Source organism: Kerstersia gyiorum (genome assembly GCF_004216755.1).
GTDB lineage: Bacteria > Pseudomonadota > Gammaproteobacteria > Burkholderiales > Burkholderiaceae_B > Kerstersia > Kerstersia gyiorum.
In genome coordinates, this window is record NZ_SGWZ01000001.1 from 532,079 (window position 1) to 553,778 (window position 21,700).

At 63.5% G+C, this 21,700-nt stretch carries 21 protein-coding genes; 13 read left to right on the plus strand and 8 right to left on the minus strand.

What is annotated here, in order from left to right; genetic code table 11:
• Positions 1-13: 13 nt before the first annotated feature.
• The 3 genes from EV679_RS02430 to uvrA are packed head-to-tail and all read right to left on the minus strand — an operon-like array spanning position 14 to position 4,702.
• Positions 14-892 carry a sugar phosphate isomerase/epimerase family protein gene (locus tag EV679_RS02430; RefSeq protein WP_130486436.1) on the minus strand — a complete coding sequence of 293 codons (879 nt, stop codon included), beginning with the start codon at positions 890-892 and terminating at the stop codon, positions 14-16.
• Positions 889-1,788 carry a 4-hydroxyphenylpyruvate dioxygenase gene (locus EV679_RS02435; RefSeq protein WP_130486437.1) on the minus strand — a complete coding sequence of 300 codons (900 nt, stop codon included), beginning with the start codon at positions 1,786-1,788 and terminating at the stop codon, positions 889-891. Before EV679_RS02435 ends, EV679_RS02430 begins: the two co-directional genes overlap by 4 nt.
• 52 nt (positions 1,789-1,840) lie before the next feature.
• Positions 1,841-4,702, minus strand: a complete 2,862-nt coding sequence (gene uvrA / locus EV679_RS02440; protein ID WP_068367594.1) for an excinuclease ABC subunit UvrA — start codon at positions 4,700-4,702, stop codon at positions 1,841-1,843.
• A gap of 72 nt (positions 4,703-4,774) precedes the next feature.
• Here uvrA and ssb point away from each other — a divergent pair, with 72 nt between their 5' ends.
• Positions 4,775-5,293: a single-stranded DNA-binding protein gene (ssb, locus tag EV679_RS02445; protein ID WP_068367592.1), complete on the plus strand. Its 519-nt coding sequence runs from the start codon at positions 4,775-4,777 to the stop codon at positions 5,291-5,293.
• Positions 5,294-5,457: 164 nt separating this feature from the next.
• Here ssb and EV679_RS02450 read toward each other — a convergent pair whose 3' ends face one another.
• Positions 5,458-6,036, minus strand: a complete 579-nt coding sequence (locus tag EV679_RS02450) for a DoxX family protein (protein WP_068367866.1) — start codon at positions 6,034-6,036, stop codon at positions 5,458-5,460.
• A gap of 254 nt (positions 6,037-6,290) precedes the next feature.
• On the opposite strand from EV679_RS02450, the gene EV679_RS02455 reads away from it, so the two are divergent.
• The gene (locus EV679_RS02455; protein ID WP_068367590.1) at positions 6,291-7,031 is read left to right on the plus strand and encodes a creatininase family protein; all 741 of its coding nucleotides are present in this window, start codon (positions 6,291-6,293) and stop codon (positions 7,029-7,031) included.
• On the opposite strand, the gene EV679_RS02460 is transcribed toward EV679_RS02455, so the two are convergent.
• Positions 6,981-7,769: an SDR family NAD(P)-dependent oxidoreductase gene (locus EV679_RS02460; RefSeq protein ID WP_130486438.1), complete on the minus strand. Its 789-nt coding sequence runs from the start codon at positions 7,767-7,769 to the stop codon at positions 6,981-6,983. The genes EV679_RS02455 and EV679_RS02460 overlap by 51 nt on opposite strands.
• Positions 7,770-7,926: 157 nt before the next feature.
• Here EV679_RS02460 and EV679_RS02465 point away from each other — a divergent pair, with 157 nt between their 5' ends.
• The 6 genes from EV679_RS02465 to EV679_RS02490 all read left to right on the plus strand — a co-directional run bounded on the left by EV679_RS02465 (position 7,927) and on the right by EV679_RS02490 (position 13,759).
• A complete protein-coding gene (locus EV679_RS02465; protein ID WP_242611412.1) occupies positions 7,927-8,877 on the plus strand; it encodes a LysR family transcriptional regulator in 951 nt (316 codons plus the stop codon).
• A gap of 113 nt (positions 8,878-8,990) precedes the next feature.
• Positions 8,991-9,920 carry an NAD-dependent epimerase/dehydratase family protein gene (locus tag EV679_RS02470; protein ID WP_068367588.1) on the plus strand — a complete coding sequence of 310 codons (930 nt, stop codon included), beginning with the start codon at positions 8,991-8,993 and terminating at the stop codon, positions 9,918-9,920.
• Positions 9,917-10,657, plus strand: a complete 741-nt coding sequence (locus EV679_RS02475) for an SDR family NAD(P)-dependent oxidoreductase (RefSeq protein WP_068367586.1) — start codon at positions 9,917-9,919, stop codon at positions 10,655-10,657. Before EV679_RS02470 ends, EV679_RS02475 begins: the two co-directional genes overlap by 4 nt.
• Positions 10,658-10,748: 91 nt before the next feature.
• On the plus strand, positions 10,749-11,819 hold the full coding sequence (gene dctP, locus EV679_RS02480) for a TRAP transporter substrate-binding protein DctP (protein ID WP_130486439.1): 1,071 nt from the start codon (positions 10,749-10,751) through the stop codon (positions 11,817-11,819).
• A 115-nt stretch (positions 11,820-11,934) separates the two neighbouring features.
• Positions 11,935-12,444, plus strand: a complete 510-nt coding sequence (locus EV679_RS02485) for a TRAP transporter small permease subunit (RefSeq protein ID WP_165389936.1) — start codon at positions 11,935-11,937, stop codon at positions 12,442-12,444.
• Between the two features lies 1 nt (position 12,445).
• Positions 12,446-13,759, plus strand: coding sequence for a TRAP transporter large permease (locus EV679_RS02490; RefSeq protein WP_068367580.1), 1,314 nt, complete (start codon positions 12,446-12,448; stop codon positions 13,757-13,759).
• A gap of 31 nt (positions 13,760-13,790) precedes the next feature.
• On the opposite strand, the gene trmA is transcribed toward EV679_RS02490, so the two are convergent.
• On the minus strand, positions 13,791-14,879 hold the full coding sequence (trmA, locus tag EV679_RS02495) for a tRNA (uridine(54)-C5)-methyltransferase TrmA (protein ID WP_130486440.1): 1,089 nt from the start codon (positions 14,877-14,879) through the stop codon (positions 13,791-13,793).
• A 68-nt stretch (positions 14,880-14,947) separates the two neighbouring features.
• A complete protein-coding gene (locus EV679_RS02500) occupies positions 14,948-15,430 on the minus strand; it encodes a MarR family winged helix-turn-helix transcriptional regulator (RefSeq protein WP_068367576.1) in 483 nt (160 codons plus the stop codon).
• 397 nt (positions 15,431-15,827) lie between these two features.
• Between EV679_RS02500 and ehuB the strand changes: the two genes are divergently transcribed.
• The 5 genes from ehuB (at position 15,828) to EV679_RS02525 (ending at position 20,296) form a co-directional block, all read left to right on the plus strand.
• The gene (ehuB, locus tag EV679_RS02505) at positions 15,828-16,679 is read left to right on the plus strand and encodes an ectoine/hydroxyectoine ABC transporter substrate-binding protein EhuB (protein WP_130486441.1); all 852 of its coding nucleotides are present in this window, start codon (positions 15,828-15,830) and stop codon (positions 16,677-16,679) included.
• A gap of 72 nt (positions 16,680-16,751) precedes the next feature.
• Entirely contained in the window at positions 16,752-17,399 is a 648-nt protein-coding gene (gene ehuC / locus EV679_RS02510) for an ectoine/hydroxyectoine ABC transporter permease subunit EhuC (protein WP_207224886.1), read from the plus strand.
• On the plus strand, positions 17,396-18,058 hold the full coding sequence (ehuD, locus tag EV679_RS02515) for an ectoine/hydroxyectoine ABC transporter permease subunit EhuD (protein WP_202969509.1): 663 nt from the start codon (positions 17,396-17,398) through the stop codon (positions 18,056-18,058). Before ehuC ends, ehuD begins: the two co-directional genes overlap by 4 nt.
• A 74-nt stretch (positions 18,059-18,132) precedes the next feature.
• Positions 18,133-18,900, plus strand: a complete 768-nt coding sequence (gene ehuA / locus EV679_RS02520; RefSeq protein WP_165389967.1) for an ectoine/hydroxyectoine ABC transporter ATP-binding protein EhuA — start codon at positions 18,133-18,135, stop codon at positions 18,898-18,900.
• 103 nt (positions 18,901-19,003) lie between these two features.
• Entirely contained in the window at positions 19,004-20,296 is a 1,293-nt protein-coding gene (locus tag EV679_RS02525; RefSeq protein WP_127775320.1) for a TIGR03862 family flavoprotein, read from the plus strand.
• A gap of 7 nt (positions 20,297-20,303) precedes the next feature.
• On the opposite strand, the gene EV679_RS02530 is transcribed toward EV679_RS02525, so the two are convergent.
• Positions 20,304-21,509: an MFS transporter gene (locus EV679_RS02530; protein ID WP_165389937.1), complete on the minus strand. Its 1,206-nt coding sequence runs from the start codon at positions 21,507-21,509 to the stop codon at positions 20,304-20,306.
• Positions 21,510-21,700 lie beyond the last annotated feature (191 nt).

The following is a 21,700-nucleotide window of genomic DNA, read 5'->3' on the forward strand; positions in this document are numbered from 1 at the left end:
CGCCTGCGGCGTTTCAACCCGTGTTGCGGTTGAATACCGGCATGGGGGCCGATTGCCGCAGCACGGCTTCGCTCAACCAGGCCGCGGCACGGTAGGCGCGGCGCGCCACCAGGTCTGCCGGCAGTTGGCGGTAATCATCATTGAATACTTCGAAACTGTACGGACCGGTGTAGCCGATTTCGTGCAGCCGCATCACGATGTCCGTCAACTGGGCATTGTGCGGGCCTTCGCCGGGAAACACGCGGAAGTGGCGGGCAGCGGCGCGGCGCTCGCTGGCCGTATCGACACTGTGCCAGAGAAAATCGGCCAACTGGACGAGGAAGATTTTTTCCGGGGAAATGTCGCTGATGGCGGCCAGCGGCGTGGCTGTTGCGAGGATATGGTATGAATCCAGCACCAGCCCGAGGTTGGGGCTGTCTGCTGCTTCGACGATATCCCAGGCCAGGCGGTAATCGTTGACGGTGCGCGCCCAGGAAATGGCTTCATAGGCGATACGTATGTTCAGCGGAATGGCCAGCGTGGCCAGTCGCCGCAGGTCAGTGGCGATGATGTCCTGGTCCTGGCTGGCATGGCCTGAGGTAGAGGCGCTGGCAATCAGCACCCGGCAATCCAGCGCCTGGCACAGTTCCAGCAGATGCTTGGCGATGTCCGTCTTGTATTCGCGCAACAGGCCGGGCAGGCCTTCGTAGTCGCGCAGCGCCTGCAGGGCGGTGACTTCCAGGCCGCTGCGGCGTACCAGGCCGATGGCGTCGTCCAGCCCCTGCGGATGCTCGACCAGGTCACGGGCGGACAGGCTGATGCGGGTGAAGCCGCTGGCCTGTGCGGCAGCCAGACGGGCCTGCAGCGGTCCGGCCAGCGAAACGCTGTCTATGCCGAATTGTCCGATGTTCATGACGCCGCTCCCGGGCTGTCTTCCAGCTCTCGCACCAATTCGAAGTGCACGCCATCCAGGTAGGCCTGGGTCAATGCGCCGCGTTCATCGCTGTGCAGCAGCGAGGACTCCACGAAATCCAGGCCGTTGCGGCGCATTTCCGCCACGCTGGCCAGGACGTCTGGCGTGGCGAAGGCCAGGCGGTGCAGCTGTTCCACCGGGTGGGCACTGGCGGCGTCCGGCGTGGGTTCTATCAATTGCAGGAAAAAGCGGCGGCAGGGGCTTTGCAGGACCCGTCCGCTGGGCAGGTTGCCAAAGCGCGTGCCCGGCGGCAGGGCGCTGAAGTCGAGCAGGTTTTCGTAGAAGGCGATCCAGTCGTCCAGGCGGCCGATGCCGACATACTGCACGATGCCGAAGAAACGCAGCGGCGTGGCCAGCGGGCGGCGTGCCGCCGGTACATCGACGGGAACGAAGTCGACGTCGTAGATGGAGAATTCCTCGTAGCGGTCGACGAAATAGATCTTGCTGGCGCCTACGCCCCGAATGGCGGGAATATTCAACTCCATGGCTTCGACCTGGGGGGCGACAGGCCAGGCGCCACGTGCCGTGGCGGCGCGCCAGGCGGCGCCTGCGTCGCGCACGCGGAAGGCGATGGCCGCGATCTCTGGCATGGCGGACGGATAGGCGGTGCTCAGGCCTTCCTGGGTATGGGCGTTGACGATGATGTTCATGCCGCCCTGGCGGTACAGCAGGACTTCACGGGAACGGTGGCGTCCGGCAAGGTGAAAGCCCAGTTTTTCCAGCAGCTGCCCGAAAGCCTGCGGGCGGGTGGTGGCGTATTCGATGAACTCAACGCAATCCAGCCCCAGGGTATTGCGCAGCTCGCCGATGGCTTCACGATCCGAAATACCGTTCATAGGGTAAAACTCCTGTTGCGAATGAGAGGGGGCTGGCGGGTGCGAGCCAGCACTATATTGCCATGGAAAGCACGCGTTGCAGATACGGGGCCGTGGGGCTGTCCGTGGCTGCGATGGCTTCCGGTGTGCCCTGGGCCACAATCCGCCCGCCGCCCTGGCCGCCTTCCGGCCCCATGTCGATCACCCAGTCCGCTGTTTTGATGACATCGAGATTGTGCTCGATCACCAGGACGGTATTGCCTGCCTCGACCAGCTGGTTGAGTACCTGCAGCAGCATCTGTATATCCTGGAAGTGCAGGCCGGTAGTGGGTTCGTCCAGGACGTACAGGGTCTTGCCGGTACCGCGCCGCGCCAGTTCCAGCGAGAGCTTGACGCGCTGGGCTTCGCCGCCCGACAGCGTAGTGGCGCTTTGTCCCAGGCGGATATAGGACAGGCCGACGTCCGCCAGGGTTTGCAGCCGCCGGGCAATCGCCGGGACGGCTTCGAAGTATTCCAGTGCCTGTTCCACGGTCAGGTCCAGCACTTCGCTGATGTTGCGGCCGCGATAGCGGATTTCCAGGGTTTCACGGTTGTAGCGCTTGCCCTGGCAGGTGTCGCAAGGCACGTACATATCCGGCAGGAAGTGCATTTCGACCTTGACCACGCCGTCGCCCTGGCAGGCTTCGCAGCGGCCGCCCTTCACATTGAAGCTGAAGCGGCCGGGGTCGTAGCCCCGTGCCCGCGACTCAGGCACCCCGGCGAACAGTTCGCGCATGGGCGTGAACAGGCCGGTGTAGGTGGCCGGGTTGCTGCGCGGGGTGCGGCCGATCGGGCTCTGGTCGACGGTGATGATCTTGTCGAAGTGCTCCAGGCCGGTGATGGCCGCATAGGGGGCAGGTTCTTCCTGGGCACGGTTCAATGCCATGGCCGCCACGCGGGCCAGGGTGTCGTTGACCAGCGTGGATTTGCCGGAACCGGAAACCCCTGCGACGCAGACGAGCTTGCCCACGGGCAGGCGCAGGTCGACATTCTTCAGGTTGTTGCCGGTGCAGCCCGACAGTTCCAGCCAGCGGGTATCGTCATCCACGGCACGGCGCTGCGGGACAGCCACTGCACGCGTGCCATTGAGATACTGGCCGGTCAGGGAGGCGGGCTGTGTCTGGATGTCGGCGGGCGTGCCCTGGGCCGTGACCGTGCCGCCGTGCTCTCCTGCGCCCGGTCCCATGTCCACGACCCAATCAGCCTCGCGGATCATGTCTTCGTCGTGTTCGACGACGATGACGCTATTGCCCAGGTCGCGCAGGTGCTTGAGCGTACTGATGAGGCGGTCGTTGTCGCGCTGGTGCAGGCCGATGGAGGGTTCGTCCAGCACATACATGACGCCGGTCAGGCCGGAGCCGATTTGGCTGGCCAGACGGATGCGCTGGGCCTCGCCGCCGGAAATCGTGGTGGCGCTGCGATCCAAGGACAGATACCCCAGGCCGACATTATTCAGGAAGCGCAGCCGGGCGCTGATCTCGTTGACGATGCGTGCGGCGATTTCCTGGCGTGCGCCTTCGAGCGCGAGGTTGTCGAACCAGTTCTGGCAGGCGGCCAGCGGCATGGCTTCTACCTCGTAGATGGCCAGGCCGGTTTCCTGGCCCAGGCGTTCGCCTGGCGGCATGTCATGACCGATACGGACATGACGGGCCTCGGCGCGCAGGCGCGAGCCGCCGCATTCCGGACAGGTCTGGATGCTGCGGAATTTTTCCAGCTCTTCACGGACGGCCGATGAATCGGTTTCGCGCCAGCGCCGTTCCAGGTTGGGAATAATGCCTTCGAACGGATGGCGGCGCACAGTGCTGCGGCCTTTCTCGTTAAGATAGGCGAATTCGATTTCTTCGCTGCCGGAACCGTTCAGCACGATCCCGCGGACGTCTTCTGGCAAGGCTTCGAACGGGGTTTCCAGGTCGAAGCCATAATGCGTCGCCAGGCTGTTGAGCATATTGAAGGCAAAGGCATTGCGCCGGTCCCAGCCCTTGATGGCGCCGCTTGCCAGGCTCAGTTCGGGAAAGGCGACGATGCGCTTGGCATCGAACACGCCGACCTGTCCCAGCCCATCGCAGCAGGGGCAGGCACCCATGGGGTTGTTGAAGCTGAACAGGCGCGGTTCCAGTTCTGTCAGCCCGCGGCTGCAGACGGGACAGGCATAGCGGCTGGAAAATACCTGTTCGGCATTGTTGTCCATATCCAGCAACAGGATGCGTCCCTGGGACAGCGCCAGCGCGGTTTCCAGGCTTTCGGCCAGGCGCGAGCGCACGCCTGCGCGTACACGCAGGCGGTCCACCACGACATCCAGGCTGTGGCGGGTGTTGGGGTCCAGCGCCGGCATGGAGTCGATGTCCGTCATCTCGCCGTCCAGACGCAGGCGTACATACCCCTGAGCTTGCAGATTGGCACATTCGGCTTCGAAACTGCCCTTGCGGTCGTGTGCCACGGGCGCGAGAATGGCGATGCGGCTTTCTTCCGGCATGGCGAGCACGGCATCGACCATCTGCGCGACGCTTTGCGCTTCCAGCGGCTCGCCATGTTCGGGGCAATAAGGTGTGCCAACTCTGGCATACAGCAGGCGCAGATAGTCGTGGATTTCTGTTACCGTGCCGACGGTGGAACGCGGGTTGTGGCCTGCGGATTTCTGCTCGATGGCAATGGCGGGCGACAGTCCCTCGATCAGGTCGACGTCCGGCTTGTCCATCAGTTGCAGGAACTGGCGCGCGTAGGCCGACAGGCTTTCGACGTAGCGCCGCTGGCCTTCGGCATACAAGGTGTCGAAAGCCAGGGAAGATTTGCCCGAACCCGAGACGCCCGTCATCACCACAAGCTTGTGGCGAGGCAGGTCCAGGGAAATGTTTTTCAGGTTATGGGTGCGTGCGCCGCGTATGCGAATTTCATCCATCCGGTAGTCACAGATGCGTAGGCCAACTTGGTACTATAGCGCCCTTCAATGTAGTACGTAGAGGAGAACGGCATGGCGTCGGTCAACAAGGTCATTATCGTGGGCAACCTGGGGCGCGACCCCGAAGTCCGCTACAGCGCGGATGGCGCGGCAATCTGCAACGTATCCGTGGCAACGACTTCTCAATGGAAGGACAAGGCAAGCGGCGACCGCCGCGAGGAAACGGAATGGCACCGCGTGGTGTTCTACGGCCGACTGGCCGAAATTGCCGGTGAATACCTGCGCAAGGGGCGTTCCATTTATCTCGAAGGCCGCCTGAAAACCCGCAAGTGGACGGACAAGGACAACATCGAGCGCTACACCACGGAAATCGTGGCGGACCAGATGCAGATGCTGGGTGGCCGTGAAGACGGCGGTGCCGGTGGTGCTGGCGGCAGCTATGGTGGTGGCCGTTCCGGTGGTTCCGATTATGGTGATTCGGCGCCCGCACCGCGCCAGGTGCCGCAACAGCGCCAGGCGCCGCAGCAATCCGCACCGCGTCCCAGCCAGGCGGCGAACCTGGCGGACATGGACGACGATATTCCGTTCTGAGGATGGCCGTGGCGTGCTGCCGGCGGTAGGCTCCTGTAGCGGGAGCCAGACTGCCAGGCGCCGCTGCGGATGTCATGCAGTGCCACGGTCGCAGAAGCGGCCGCTGCAGGCCGGCCTTGTGCCGGCCTGTCTGTTTTTTGCATCAAAGTCTGGGCAGTTGGCGCTCAGAACGTCTTGCGCAGTTTCCGGTCCAGGGAAATCAGGCCGCCGCCGAAGGCTGCGAAGAACAGGCAGCCGAAGGCCCAGAGGCTGGACAGCTGGACGGCCTTGTGTTGCAGCGTCGAAAGCAGGGCGGCACCACCATCGGCCAGGCGCCGCGCACCGTTGGCGGTGACCAGCGTGGCGGTTTCCTTGATGGCGGCGATGCCGTCCGGACTGAGCAGCGGTTCGGCGTCATACGGGAAGTGCAGGTGGTACCAGACTGTCGTGAACAGCATGACGGCATTGGCCAGCGCGAAGGCCCGGGTATAGAACCCGAGCAGGATGGCAATGCCGCCCACGACCTGCACAATGGCCAGGAGCGGTGAAAACAGCCAGCCGGGGTGAAAGCCAATGTTTTCGACAAAGCCCACCTGGCCCAGCGGGTCCAGGATCTTGGGCCAGCCTTCGATCAGCAGCCAGCCGCCCAGCGCGACGCGCAGCAGCAGCCAGCCCAGGGGCTGGGCGAACTGGTTATAGAAACCAGATAGTTTGGGGATAATCAGCTGGTCTGGCGAGGTATTGAAATCCAGCGGTGTTTTCATGGAACTCTCGGTATGAAGGAAGGAATCGACCAGCGGCAGAGTATCCCGCCGTTGTTGCTGCAATTCTTATAATGATTGAGGATCATTTGCCAAAGCGCAAGCTTTAGTTGCGCATGAATACATGCCTGCCGGCAAGGCTGTTGCCGGACAATGGCGGCGTGCAGGCTGCTTCGTCCCGCCACCATCGGCTGGTCCGGGGGCGCAACCGTGCATGCCATGGCCATGGTCGTGACATGCCTACTATATGGTTAAAAATGATAAGTACATTGAGCAGTGCCGATATCGCCGCCCGCGCACCGCGCTTTGCCTTGATTCCGGTAGGCGCCTTCGAGCAGCACGGCCCTCATCTGCCGGTGACGACCGATACCCTGATTGCCCAGGCCATCGGACAGGCGGTCTGCGAGCGCGCCGGCGGCATGCTGGTCAGCCCGGTGACGGTCAGCTGCTCGCATGAACATGCCGGGTTTCCGGGTACGGTTTCGGTGTCGGCGACGACGCTGGCGATGCAGGTCCATGACATGGCCGATTCCTTGGAGCAGGCCGGGTTTGGCCTGGTGGTCGTGCTGAATTGCCATGGCGGCAATTATGTCTTGTCCAATGTGGCGCAGGAACGCAACGTGAGGCGTCCGCGCATGCTGCTGTTGCCAGCGCGCCAGCATTGGGAAGCGGCAGTGGCCCATGCCGGCGTGGAAAGCAGCCCGAGCGCCGACATGCATGGCGGCGAGATCGAAACTTCCCTGCTGCTGCATCTGTGGCCTCAGGCGGTGCGCGTGGATCTGATCCAGGACCATGCCGCGCCGAACCGGCCCTTGCTGACGTTCCATGGCATGCGCCACTATGCCGAGCAGGGCGTGATCGGTTTCCCGTCGAGGGCAACAGCTGGTAAAGGCCGGTTGTTGCTGGAGAAGATGGCGGAGCTGCTGGCAGGCGAGATCCAGGCAGCGCTAGAGAGCATCGGGTGTCCCCTTGACGGCCCAGCCGCCATCGACCGATAGGGTCGTGCCGGTAATGTAGCTGGCCGCTGGCGATACCAGGAAGGCGGCCGCAGCGGCGATTTCCTCGGGTTCGCCTAGGCGACCCAGGGGCGTGCGGCGGGCAATGGCCTGCATATCCAGTGCCCCCTTGTCCTGCAGGGCCAGCGTCAGCGCGGTGGTGACATAGCCAGGGGCAATGGCATTGACGCGTATGCCCTGGTTGCCCCATTCGACTGCCATGGCGCGCGTCATGCCGAGAATCCCGGCCTTGGCGGCGCTATATGCATTGCGGGCGGGAATGCCGACGAAACTGGCAATAGAACCGGTATTGACGATGGCTCCCCGGTTGCCGCGCGCATCCGCTTGCTGGTGCAGCATATGGGCGGCGACGGACTGGCTCATCAAGAAGGCGCCGCCCAGGTGTATCGAAAGCAGGTGGTTGAAGCCGGCGGCGCTTTGTTCCAGCGTGGGCGCGACCTGTTCGCCTATGCCGGCGTTGTTGATCAAGGCATGGATACGCCCGAAATGCGCAATGGCAGCTGCCACGGCGTCGCGCACGCTGTCCTCCTGGCTGACGTCGCAGCCCAGCCCCAGGTGGGCGGGCCCCAGTTCAGCGGCGCATTGGCTGGCCTGGGCGGCGTCCAGGTCGAGTATGCCTACCCGCCAGCCGCTGTCCGCCATATGCCGGGCGGTCGCCCAACCTATGCCTTGGGCCGCGCCGGTGATGAGGATGGCGGCAGGGGAAGAAATCGCTTGCATCGTTGTCTCCTTGGTTTTTTTGCAGGACGGGCGAAATCCGTGATAGAAATAGCATTCCAATATTGAATCATGTTCCAGTTTTGGCGTCGTGGGTAGGGGCAGCCTGGCCGGATGACAGGAAAAGGCCGCGCCGCGATGCGTTCCGGATGGATGGCCAGTGAAACCGAATACGAGCCTGCCGCTGCAGCATGATGAGTCCTTGCCCGACGTTAAATACCTGCGTTTTCTCGATACGCTGTACCGCACCCGGCGCCTGAGCCGCACGGCGGAACTGTTGGGCCAGAGCGCGCCAACCATGAGTATCTGGCTGGCAGCTTTGCGCGAGCAGCTGCGCGATGCCCTGTTCGTGCGCACGCCCGGGGGCATGCAACCGACGCCACGCACCGAATCCCTGATGCCGCTGGTGCGTAATGCGCTGGATTCATTGCGCGGCATCGTGGCCGGCCCGGGCAGCTTCGACCCGCAGACGGCCGAGCGGCAGTTCCGCCTCTGCATGACCGACGGCAGCATGCTGACCTTGCTGCCACGCATTCTGGCGCACCTGCGGCTGCAGGCACCGCAGGTCAAGCTCAAGGCCATCAAGATCAATGCCAGGACGCCCCGGCTGCTGGAAAGCGGCGAGGCCGACCTCGCGCTGGGCTTCGTGCCCACACTGGCCACAGGCTTTTATCAACAGGCGTTGTTCGACCAGGTATGGGTGTGCCTGGTCAATCCGGACCATCCCGTGATCGGCAAGCGGTTGGATCTGGAAACCTACGCGCAGGCGCGCCATATCGAGATTCCCGGCGGCACCGGACATGCCATGCTGGCCGATGCCCTGGCGCGGCACCAGGTCATGCGCCGCGTCGCACTGGAGATCCCGGTCTACCTGGGAATCCCGGCGATCATTTCGAGCAGCGACCTGATCGCCACCGTGCCCAGTCTGACTGGCCATACGCTGGCGCGCCGTTCTGGTCTCAGCATCCATCCCTGCCCGGTACCTGTGCCCCCCTTCACCGTCATGCAGTACTGGCATGAGCGCGTGCACCTGGATGCCGGCCACCGCTGGCTGCGCCAGGCGGTGCACGAGGTTTGCGCCGACCGCACCCGCACGCCTGTTCCGGTCTGATCCGGGGCGTTGCATGGCGCAAGTTTGCCAAAGGCAAACTCGCACTTTGCCTCTGCCCCAGTGCCAGCCATGGCTCAGCTTCCTAGAATTCGCAAAAAAACGAGGAGGCAGCTATGAGGGTATTGGTGACCGGGGGCAGCGGTTTTTTGGGGGCCTGGGTCGTGCGGCAACTGGCGGCGGCAGGCGTGACGCCCGTGGTGTTCGACATGAGCGGCGCGCGCGACAAGGTGGCGCAGGTGGCAGGGGCTGAGCTGGCACGCGACCTGGTCTGGGTTGTGGGTGATATCCGCCGCTCAGATGAAGTCATGCTGGCGGCTGAAGGGTGCAAGGGCGTTATCCATCTGGCCGGTATGCTCACGCCGGAGTGCTCGGCAGACCCGGTGCTGGGTGCCGAGGTCAACCTGATCGGCACCCTCAATGTGTTTGACATGGCACGCCGCTCCGGTATCGGGCATGTGGCCTACGCCAGCAGCGCCGGTGTCTACGGCCCGGAAAGCAGCACGATGCCGCAGCCGGCCACATTCTATGGTGCCTACAAGCTGGCCTGCGAGGGCGCGGCCAGGGCCTATTGGCGCGACTATGGCATTTCCAGTATCGGCTTGCGGCCTTTCGTGGTCTATGGGCCGGGTCGCGAGGGGGGGCTCAGTGCTGGCCCGACATTGGCCTGCCGCGCCGCGGCCCTGGGCGAGGCATACCGCCACCCCTTCACCGGCAGCTGTGGCCTGGTGTATGTCGAGGATGTTGCGGCTGTCTTTGTGCAAGCGGCCTTGCAGGCCACACCGGGCGCGCAGGTGTTCAACATGGGGGGCGAGGACGTAGCTGTTGCAGCCTTGCTGGATGCCATCCGGCAACAGGTGCCGGGTGCCAGCCTCAGTGCGCACGGGCCTGCCCTGCCAATTGCGGCCGGGCAAGGCGCGGCGGGTCTGGACGACTGGTTTCCGGGGCGGCCACGTACGGGGCTGGTGGCTGGGCTGGCGCAGACCATCGCCTATTACCGCACCGCAGCCGCCGTGCCAGCGGCCAACCCGGAGCAACCGGCATGAACATGGAAAAACGTGGGCGCGTCGCGCTGGTGGCTGGTGCGGCTGGCGGTATCGGGGCAGCCGTGGCGCAGCGGCTGGCGCGCGAAGGCGCTGCGCTGGCGCTGCTGGACCGGGATGTGGAGCGGGTGATGGTCCTGGCAGACAGTTTGCCTGGCAGCCTGGCGCTGGCCTGTGACTTGACGGACGAAGCCGAGGTGGCCGCGGCGGTCGGGCAAACCGTGGCGCACTGGGGGCGGCTGGATATCCTGGTGCACAGCGTCGGGCTGATCGGTTCCTCGCTGCCGGTGCATGAACTGCCGGTCTGCGACTGGGACCGCATTATGGCGGTGAATCTGCGCAGCGCATTCCTGTGCACGCGGGCGGTCGTGGCTCCCATGCTTGAGCACGATTATGGCCGCATCGTGCATATCGCCTCGATTGCGGGCAAGGAGGGCAACGCACAGCAATCGGCTTATTCCGCATCCAAGGCGGGGGTCATTGCGCTGGTGAAGTCGCAAGGCAAAGAGTTGGCGCGCACGGGCATACGCGTCAATGGCATTGCGCCTGCAGTGATACAGACCGCGCTGGCCGAACAGATGACACCCGAAGTCAAGGCATCGGTGCTGGCGCGCATTCCCATGGGCCGGCCGGGTGAACCGCAGGAAGTTGCCGGCATGGTGTCCTGGCTGGCGTCGGACGAATGTTCGTTTTCCACTGGCGCGACTTTCGATCTTTCAGGGGGCAGGGCGACGTACTGAGTGCCGGTGCCGGAAGACGGGCCGGGCAGCAAAGGCGCGGCGGCGGGCAGGGTGCCACCGCTGCGCACGATAAAAACCAAAGGAGACAAACATGAAAAAAGACCTTCTTCGCATGGTGCCGGAAGCACCGGCTGGCCGCCGCCAGTTTCTCAAGACCTGCAGCGGCGCCACGGTGGCGGGCCTGGCGGCGGGCTTGTCGCTGCCGGCGCTGGCGCAGGCCAAGCCCATCACGCTCAAGGCCGTGGTGCAGCATCGCAACGGCGAATCCTACAAGAAATGGGCCTGGTTGCAGGAGCAGGTGGCGCAGCGCAGCGATGGCAGACTGGCCATAGAGATCACCACCATCGGTGAACTGGGCCTGGGCGGCTCCGAGATGCTGCGTGTGCTCAAAAGTGGGGTCATCGACATGGCCGAGGTGCTGCCTGGCTACGTCGCCAGCGATTTTCCGATGATAGAAGCCTGCGACCTGCCGGGTATCTCTACCAGCTTCGATCAGTCGCGCCATATGTACGATGTCTGGACCAGCAATGTCGTGGCCAGGCATGAATCGGTATTGGGCGGAAAGGTCATCAGTTCCTTCTGCTGGTCCACCATGTTCATGTACACCAAGTTTCCGCTGGATGCGCTGACGGACTTCAAGGGCCGGAAGATCCGTGTTTTCGCGCCAGCGCAGGCGCGTTTCCTCACGGCATTGGGGGCGGAGCCGGTCAGTATGACAACTGCCGATATGTACCCCGCGTTGCAGCGCGGCATCATCGACGGCGCCATTACCGGTACCGAGCATGTGAAGGCCAGCAGCTTGTGGGAGGTGACGCGCTACATGACCAACATCAATATTCCCCCCATGGGCTCCTACATTGTGCTCGGCGCACGCTCCTGGGCCAGGCTGCCTGCGGATCTGCAGCAGATCTTCATCGACATCGGCCCGGCATTGACGGACCTGGGCTGGAAGCTGGGGCGCGACAACGACGTGCTGGGTTTTGAGTATGCCCGCGAAAAGGACATGGTGCTGACCCTTGAAGCCAAGCCTCAATGGGTGCCGGAACTGACGCGGATTTCCTCCCAGGACATCGTGCCCTGGTGGGCCGGGCGGGCTGGGCCGCAAGCCAGGAAAAACTTCAATGAGTTCCTGGCGCCCATCGTTGGCTACACCTTGAGCTGAGCCATCGCCACCGCACACGCCCGCCAGGGCGTGGCGCCGCCGGCTTTTTCCTCCAACCCCGGTTCCCCGGTACGGCGCGGCCGGCCCAGGGGGATGCCGTTCCTAGGGGATGATTGTGATCGTTTTACGTAATTTCCTGGCCCGCTTGGCCGAAGGCATGGCATGGGTCAGTGGACTGTTGTTCCTGCTGCTGGCGTTCTACATGACGGGCGATGCGCTCAGCCGCACGCTGGGTGGGCCGTTCACTGGTGTGGCTGACCAGGTTGCGTCGCTGACGCTGGCGCTGGGCGCATCCTGGGCGCTGGCCATGGGGGTCAACAACGGTACGCATGTCCGTTCCGACATCCTGCTGCCCTTGTTGCCCGCGCCGCTCAAGCGTCTGTTCGGTATTTTCGCGCTGATCGGACTGACGGTGCTGGCATGGATACTGACTTGCAACTTCTATGTCATGGCGCTGGAATCCTATGAAATTGGCGCCATGCTGCCGCAGTCCATTGTGGAGATGCAGCTGTATATCCCGCAGGCCATTTCCACGTTTGGTTTCCTGGTGTTTGCCCTGACCTCGACACTGGCCTTGTTGATTGCCATTGCGGGTCGCGCGGGTGCAGAAGAAGGAGGTGCATGAAATGGCCGCCGTCGTGACAACTTCCCTGTTGGTGCTGTTTGCCTTCTTCATGCTGAGTTTCCACGTCGCCAGTGCACTGGGGCTGACGGCCGCGATTACCGGTTCGCTGTTCCTGGGGGATATCTGGAGCTTTTTCGCGCAGATCCCCTGGAACAACATCAGCAATAGCGGGCTGATCGTCGTGCCGCTTTTCATCCTGATGGGTGAACTGCTGTTGCGCAGCGGCGTGACCGAGGATCTCTATGAAACGCTGTCCAAATGGATGGGCCGCGTGCCTGGCGGCCTGCTACATTCCAACGTGCTGGCCAGCGGCCTGTTCGCGTCCATTTGCGGCTCCAGCGTAGCGACGACATCTACCATTGGCGCCGTGGCGCTGCCGCAAATGCGCCGGCATGGCTATGACGAGAAACTGGCCATGGGCTCCATTGCGTCCGGTGGCACCCTGGGCATTCTGATTCCGCCCAGCGTCATCATGATCATCTACGCGATCATGGCCGAGGTATCCATCGCGCAGCTTTATATGGCTGGCATCGTGCCAGGCCTGCTGATGATGGTGGCCTTCATGCTGGTCATTTTCATCGCGGCGCTGTTGGTGCCGACCAAGGCGCCACGGCTCCAGGCGCGGGCCAGCTGGCAGGAGCGCATCCGTGGGTTGCGGGCCATCGTGCCGGTGCTGATCCTGATGTTCATGGTGTTGGGCACGATTTATGCAGGCATTGCCACGCCGACCGAGGCGGCGGGCTTTGGCTCCGTGGGGGCATTCTTCCTGGCCTTGCTACGCCGCCGGGTGAACCGCGCCATGTTGCGGGAGGTGTTCCTGGCCACCGCGTCGACGACCAGCATGGTGATGCTGGTCGTCGTGACGGCATTCGTCCTGCAGTTCGTGCTGTCGCTGGGAGGCGTGCCGGCGGCCGTGTCCAACTGGATTGGCGGCCTGGGCCTGAGCCAGCTGGAGCTGATACTGCTGATTGCCGTCATCCTGGTGCTGCTGGGCACTTTCATGGAAAGCATGGCGCTGATCGTTTGCACGATGCCCATCTTGCTGCCTATCCTCAAGATGGCTGGCGTGGACCTGGTGTGGTTCGGCATCATTGCCGTGATCCTGGTGGAAATGTCGCTGATCACGCCGCCGGTGGGCATGAACCTGTTCGTCATGCAAGGGCTGCGCATGCGTCTGGATGGTGCGCATCGCGTCGGCCCGATTACCCAGGTATTCGCGAGTACGGTGCCGTTCGTGGTGGCCATGGCAGTGGTGCTGGGGCTGATCATCGCCTACCCGAACATCGCCATGGGCCTGGTGCACAGCATGCGCTAACGCCGCCGGGGGGCGCCAGGAAAGGGAACGTCTAGCGCCGCTCCAGCAGCACGCCGCTTTCCATGTGGTGCGTCCATGGGAACTGGTCGAACAGCGCGCAGCGCGTGATGCGATGCGTATCGTGCAGCTGCGCAATATTCTGTGCCAGGGTTTCCGGGTTGCAGGATACGTACAGGATGCGGTCGAAGCGGCGGGCCAGTTCGCAGGTGTCGGGGTCCATGCCTGCACGTGGCGGGTCGACGAACAGCGTGCCGAAGTCGTAGCTGTCGAGGTCTATTTCCTTGAGGCGCTGGAAGGCACGAACTTTGTTGAGCGCCTGGGTGAATTCTTCCGCAGACAGCCTGGCAATGACGAGATTGTCGATGCCGTTGGTTGCGATATTGGCTTGTGCCGCCGCCACCGATGTCTTGCTGATTTCGGTGGCCAGCACGCGCCGCACCTGGGTGGCGAAGGGCAAGGTGAAGTTGCCGTTGCCGCAGTACAGCTCCAGCAGGTCGTCATTGCGTTGCCCCAACGCGGCACAGGCCCATTCGATCATCTTGATATTGACCGTGCCGTTAGGCTGGGTGAAAGCGCCTTCCGGCTGCCGGTAGTGGAATTCGCGTCCCAGGACATTCAGGGTTTCTGTGACGTAATCCTGGCCGATGACGCAGCGCTGTCCCCGCGAACGGCCGATGAGGCTCACGCCCAGCTGCTCTGCCAGTGCCGTGGCGGCCTGTGTCCAGGCTTCGTCGAGCCTGCGGTGATAACACAGGGTGACCAGCGCTTCGCCCGACAGTGTGGTGAGGAATTCGACCTGGAACAGACGCTCGCCCAGCACCGGGTTGCTGTTCCAGGCTTGCTTGAGCAGTGGCATCAAGGCGTTGATGTGCTGGCTGGCAGGCGGGAATTGTTCCAGCAGGATAGGCGAACGCTTGCCTTCGCCGGGCGCGAACATGGCGTAGTGGCGCTCGTCGCCGTCACGCCAGAGGTGAAACTCGGCCCGCAGGCGGTAGTGCTGGCGCGGCGAGTCATGGACGTCAGGCGCGGGCGCGCTGAACGGAGCCAGCAGCTGCGCCAGGCGCAGGCGCTTGGCTTCCAGCTGGGTCTGGTATTCGGATTCTTGATAAGTGTGCGACATGGTGCAGGCCGGGCGGTGATCCGGGCGGTATCGTAACCCAGCGCCGGGGTGGCTGGCGGCGTTCCGGCCTATTCGCTTTCGGCGCGCGCCAGGTCGCCAAGCGCAAGCACCGGCGCGGCGTCTATCTCGCTGGCGTTGAGCAGGCTGGTGAGGCGTTGCAGCGAGGCCAGCAGCACGGCCTGTTCCCAGCCTGGCAGGCCATCGAAGCGCTGCACGAACTGTTCCTGCAGGCAGGCGGGTGAGTTCTGCATGAGGGTGATACCGGCGTCGGTCAGTTCAATCCAGACACGGCGCTTGTCGTGTTCGTCGCGGCGTCGGCGCACCAGCCCTTTCTTTTCCAGCCGGTCGAGGATGGTGGTGATGGTGGCTTGCGTCAGGTTCATGGCCTGGGCCAGCTGGCTGCCCTGCATGGGGGCGTGTTCCCGGAGCGCCTGCATGGCGAGCAGCTGCGGCAAGGTCAGGCCATGGCTGCGGCTGAGCTGTTTGTCGGAAAAATCCGTGGCTCGGATGATCTGACGCAACAGGACCAGGGCGGTTTTGCTTTGTTCCATGCTTACCGGGTAGAGAGATAGAGGGGTGGAGGGGGTAAGAGGGATTCGGGGACGGCAAAGAGGGGGCGCCCGGGAAGGGCGGCGCAGGCAAGTTTAACGCCTTTGCCCGGGCCCGGCTCCCGAAGCGGTGTGCGGTGCTGTCGCCTGAAATCATGCATAAATATGATTAGTAATTCAAATTAAATTATTCCGGTCTTGAATCGGTTTTATTTGATTATCCTAGGGTTTTCCCCTTATTTGTATCTAAAAATTAGGTTGTTATCGTTTAAATCATGGTGTTAGGATAAAAAATACATTGAATCACTAAGTATTTTTCCGGGTGGATGACGGGCCATGCAATGGCCTGTTTCTGTCTTGGCAACACATGGGCTGCCGGGAAAAAACAAGGAGGATAGAGATGCAAGCGGTTTTCACACGCCGGCCCTGGCAGAGGCTGGCCGTCGCAGCGGGCCTGGCGCTGCTGGGCGCTTCGGCGCAGGCGCAAACCACGGTCGAGGACTTGCAGTCACGCGGCGCGCGCATTGGCTATGCCAATGAAAAACCATTTGCCTATACCGAGATGGACGGGCATGTCACGGGGGAATCGCCGCAGATCGTCGCGGCCATCTTGCCCGCGCTGGGCATTGCGAAAATCGAACCGGTGCTGACGGAGTGGGGCGCGTTGATCCCGGGCTTGCGCGCCCAGCGTTTCGATCTCATCGCCGCCGGCATGTACATCACGCCCGAGCGCTGCAAGCAGGTGCTTTTCACCGATCCGCACTATCAGTTGCCCGATACGCTGCTGGTGGCCCAAGGCAATCCCAAGAATCTCGATAGCTACGAGTCCATCGCGGCTGATCCGTCGGTGAAACTGGCGATCACCTCCGGCACCGTTAACCTGAAGTATGCGCGTGATGCTGGGATCAGCGACGACCAGATCGTCCAGGTACCCGATACCTCCTCGCAGTTGCAGGCGGTGCTGAGCGGCCGCGCGGACGCGACGATAGGTACGCAGCTCACCATGCAGGGGCTGGAAGAACTATCGCGCGGCCGTGCCGAGGCCCTGAGGGAGTTCAAGGACGACCCGGCGCATATGGGCTACGGTGCGCTGGCATTTCGTCCCGAAGACCGTGCATTGCGCGATGCTGTCAATACGGCCTTGAAACAATGGCTGGGGTCTGAGGCGCATCTGGCCGCAGTCGCGCCGTTCGGTTTCGACGAGCGCAACATTACGCACAAGACGGCCGCCGAGCTTTGCCAGGCGGAGTAATGGCAGCATTTTCAGGCCCAGTCCGTCCGAGGCGGGGCGACGTTCATCCGGGAGGCTCCCGTGCCTGACTGGATGCCACTCTTGCTGCAAGGCGCCTGGCTCACGGTGCAGATCACGTTCTTCGGCGCGCTGGTTGCCATCGTGCTGGCGGTAGCGGGGGCGCTGGGCCGGCTCTCGCCCTGGCGCTTCCTGCGCTGGTTCAGCATTGCCTATATCGAGTTGTTCCGGGGCACGTCGCTGCTGGTGCAATTGTTCTGGCTGTTCTTCGTGTTGCCCCTGCCGCCTTTCAATGTGTCCCTGTCGCCCTATGTGGTGGGCATACTGGGCCTGGGGCTGCACATTGGCGCCTACGGGGCGGAAGTCATGCGTGGCGCTATCCTGTCGGTGCCGCGCGCGCAGTATGAAGCCTGCATTGCGCTCAACATGGGGCGCGGCCGGCGGTTCTTCCGCATTATCCTGCCGCAAGCCTTGCTGGCGGCTATCGGGCCGGGCACCAACCTGCTGATCGAACTGCTGAAGAATACCTCGCTGGTATCACTCATCACGCTGGCAGACCTGACCTTCCGCGCCCGTCAGATCGAACAGGCCACCTTCGAGACCGTCACGGTATTCGGCCTGGTGATGCTGCTGTATTTCGCCATGGCGCAGTGCATCAATGCCGCGATGCGGCTGCTCGAGCGCAGGCTGGCGCGCGGCAGGCTGAAGGGAGGCATGTCGTGAGCGAACTGATCGACTGGAAATATGCCTGGGATATCCTGCCCGCACTGTTGCATGCGTCATTGAAGACGCTGCTGATCACGGTGCTGGGTTTTGCCATAGCCGTGGTGCTGGGGTTATTCCTGGCCGTATGGCGCCGCAGCCGGCACGCCTGGTTGTCCTGGCCTGCCACGGCGCTGATCGAATTCATACGCAGCACGCCACTGCTGATCCAGGTGTATTTTCTGTTCTATGTCGGGCCGTCGATAGGCCTGAATCTGACCGCGATGCAGATCGGCATACTCGGTATTGCCGTGTATTACGCCAGCTATACCGCCGAAGTCTACCGGGCGGGGCTGGACGTCGTGCCGCGCGCACAATGGGAAGCCGTGCGCGCCCTGAACTTCGAGGCAGGCCGCGCCTATCGGCGCATCATCCTGCCGCAGGCGCTGAGGCCGGTCCTGCCGGCATTGGGCAACTACATGATCGCCATGCTCAAGGATACGCCGGTGCTGTCGGCGATTACCGTGGTGGAGATCATGCAGGAAGCCAAGAATCTCGGGGCCGAGCATTTCCGTTATCTGGAACCCATCACCATGGTGGGCCTGTTCTTTCTCGCGCTCAGCCTGGTGCTGGCCTACCTGGTGCGGCGCCTGGAAATTCGCATGGAGCTGCCAAGATGAACCTGTTTCGCATGATCTCTGCCTTCGGGCCCGGCTCGCAGTCCGGCGCGCCGTCGCCTGCCCCGTCGGACTACATGGTGCGCTTCCAGAACGTGGAAAAGCGCTATGGCGATTTCAAGGTGCTCGACGGGCTCAACCTGGATGTCCGTCCCAATGAAAAAATCGCCATTATCGGCCCCAGCGGTTCGGGCAAGTCCACGCTGCTGCGCACACTCATGACGCTGGAAGACATAGACAGCGGCCTGATCGAAGTGGACGGCGAGTGGTTGACGCATATGCCCGGGCCGGACGGCACGCCTGTCCCGGCCAGCGAGCGGCACCTGCGCCAGGTGCGGGGCAAGATAGGCATGGTGTTTCAGAGCTTCAACTTGTTCCCGCACCTCACTGCCTTGCAGAATGTCGTCGAAGCGCCGGTACAGGTGCTGGGGCTGCAAGCCGCAGAAGCGCTGGAGCGGGGGCGGGCGCTGCTGGAACAGGTGGGCCTGGGCGAAAAAATGGATCACTATCCGGCCCAGTTGTCCGGCGGCCAGCAGCAGCGCGTGGCGATTGCGCGGGCGCTGGCGATGCGGCCCAAGGTCATGCTGTTCGATGAAGTGACATCGGCGCTGGACCCTGAATTGTGCGGCGAGGTGTTGTCTGTCATCCAGCAACTGGGCGAGGAGCATGACCTGACCATGCTCATGGTGACTCACCAGATGGGGTTTGCGCGGCAGTTCGCCGATCGCGTGTGCTTCTTCTATGCCGGGCGTATCCACGAGGAAGGCCCGCCTGAAGAAATCTTCTCCGCGCCGCGCGAGCCGCGTACCCAGGCCTTTCTGAGCGCGGTGCAGGAAGCCGCCTGATCGCGCATGCGTCCGCCAGGTTTACAATCGCGCGGTTTCCGCAGCCATGGGGGTTGCGGACAAGGCCCGGTGCCGCAGGCGGCGGGCGGCCGGGACGATCATCATGGATGCAGAAGGAAAAGTGGCGCGGGTTGCCATCGTGGGAGCAGGCCCGGCGGGCCTGATGGCCGCAGAGCGGTTGTCCGCCCAGGGCGTGGCGGTGGATATCTACGAAGCCATGCCTTCTCCGGGCCGGAAATTCCTGCTGGCTGGCCGTGGCGGCCTGAATCTGACCCACACGGAGGCGCACGATGCCTTCGTGCGCCGCTATGGTGAACGTGCCGGCGAGGTCGGCGTCTGGTTGGCGGCATTTGATGCCGAGGCGGTGCGCGCCTGGGCTGCGGGTCTGGGGGTGGAAACGTTCGTGGGGTCGTCCGGCAGGGTCTTTCCGAACGGCATGAAAGCCGCTCCCTTGCTGCGCGCCTGGCTGGCGCGGCTGGCGGCCCAGGGGGCCCACTTGCATGTGCGGCACCGCTGGCAGGGCTGGTCGGAAGACGGCGCACTGCGATTTTCCACACCGGCGGGCGAATGCAAGGTCGTGGCGGATGCTGTGGTGCTGGCGCTGGGCGGCGCCAGCTGGCCCCGCATGGGGACGAATGGCAGCTGGGCGGAATGGCTGCGCGCACGCGGGGTAGCCGTGGCGCCATGGCAGGCGGCAAATGCCGGGTTTCTGCTCGACTGGAGCGAGCACTTCATTGAGCGCCATGCCGGTGAACCCCTGAAAGATATCGCCATAGCGGTGCCCGGGACGGGCGACGGTGCTGGCGACGACAGCGCTGCCCTGGCCTGGCGCCGAGGCGAATGCATGGCAACGCGCTATGGCCTGGAAGGCGGGCTGATCTATGCCTTGGGCGCGGCCTTGCGCCAGCGCCTGGCGCACGAGGAACAGCCGGCGTTCTGGCTGGATTTGCTGCCGCAACGCGATGCGGCCTGGGTGGAGGCTGAAGTCCGGCGGCCGCGCGGGGCGCGTTCCTGGTCATCGCACTTGCAGAGCCGGCTGGGCCTCAAGGGCGTGAAGATGGCTTTGTTGCGGGAATGCCTGCCCGCAGATGTCTTCACTGACCCCCGGCGCCTGGCTGCGGCCATCAAGTGCCTGCCGGTGCGCTTGTCCGGTATGCGTCCGGTGGCCGAAGCCATCAGCAGCGCAGGGGGGGTGGAATTTTCCGAAGTCGATCGGCATGGCCAGTTGCTGCGCCTGCCGGGCGTGTTCTGCGCTGGGGAAATGCTGGATTGGGAAGCGCCTACGGGCGGCTATTTGCTGACCGCCTGCCTGGCAGGCGGCGCCGTGGTGGCCGAGGGCGTGAGCACCTGGCTGCGGGATAGGCAAGGTACGGGTACGCCGGCACCGCGCGACTGAGCGAGCTTCAGTCGGGTTCAATCCGCTCCCGGCGGCTGGACCAGGCCAGCAGGGCGCACAAGGGTATGAACAGCAGGAAGACTGCCTGCTGCCCCAGCCACTGACCGGGAAAGCTGCCCAGCAGGCCGCCCACCAGTGCGCCGGCAGGCCCGGCCATGGCCTGGAAACCCGCAACCCGGCCCAGGCCGACACGCTGGCCCAGCAAGGCGAATTGCGTCAGTGTCTGGATTTGCAACAGCCCCAGGCCGCAGCCCAGCAGTATGCCGCCCAGCCACAAGAGCGGTACCTGGGCGGCCAGTCCCAGTACCAGCGTGCCGCCAGCCAGCAGGGCGGCGCTGAGCAGGCTGGTATCGTGCCCCAGGCGGGCCACCAGCCCGCCACCCAGGAACAGCGCCAGGATAAAGGCGACCCCCTGCACCGAGACCAGGGTAGCCGCAGTCGTTTCGCCCAGCCCCAGGTGTTGGATCGCGATGACCACGATATAGAACGCATAGTACATATGCAGCATCTGTATGAACGCCTCGCGCAAGGCCAGGCGGCGTGCTTGCGGGTGGGCGACCAGCGCACGGGTATCGAAGCGCCGGGATTGTCCTGCCGGTGGCCCCAGCGGTTGTTGCGTGAAAACCAGCGGTGCCAGTAGCGCCGTTATCAGGAACATGGCGGCAATCAGCCAGAAGCCGCCGCGAAAGCCGACGGCTTCGATGACGCTGGCGCCCAGGATGGGGCCCAGCAGGAACATTCCAGCCATATGCGTGGCCCGGTACCAGCCCGCGCGTTCCTGGCCGATGCGGCTGAGGGCGGCCATGAAAACCGTGTTCAGGGAAACGAAGCGCGCCGGCATGATCGCGCTGATGGCGACCGTCACGATCAACAGGAACAAGGCATCGGACACCAGCGGCAGGATCACATACAGCGATCCTGCCGCCAGCGAGCCAGCGATGAACAGCCGTACGGCCCCGTAGCGTTCCACCCAGTAGCCCATGGGCAGGCTGGTGAACAGAATGCCCAGGCTCTGGCCGGCGGCGACCAGCCCGAGCAGCCAGGGGGAGGCCTGGAGGTGCAGGGCGTAGAGCGTGGTGTTGATTTTTGCCAGGCCCACACTGATGCCCATGAACAGGGAAAGAGCGGCGAAAGAGGCCAGGAAACGGTGCCGGGCCAGAAAGGCGAAGGCGGCGCCCAGGGCAGCAGGGCGGCGGCCGGTATCTATGTGCATGTCACGCTCGGGAAAGGCGGCTGCAAGCCGGAAAGACGGAATACCGGAAATATTCCGTCTTTTAATTATCTGCCGCCTGGCGATTTTCATTGCATCTGGTTTTCTATTTGGTTATTCGCGTTTGCTACGGTGGGATTGTTATTAATTCATGCTTGGGGAAGTAAATGAATTAATTGTATTTGACGCTGTTT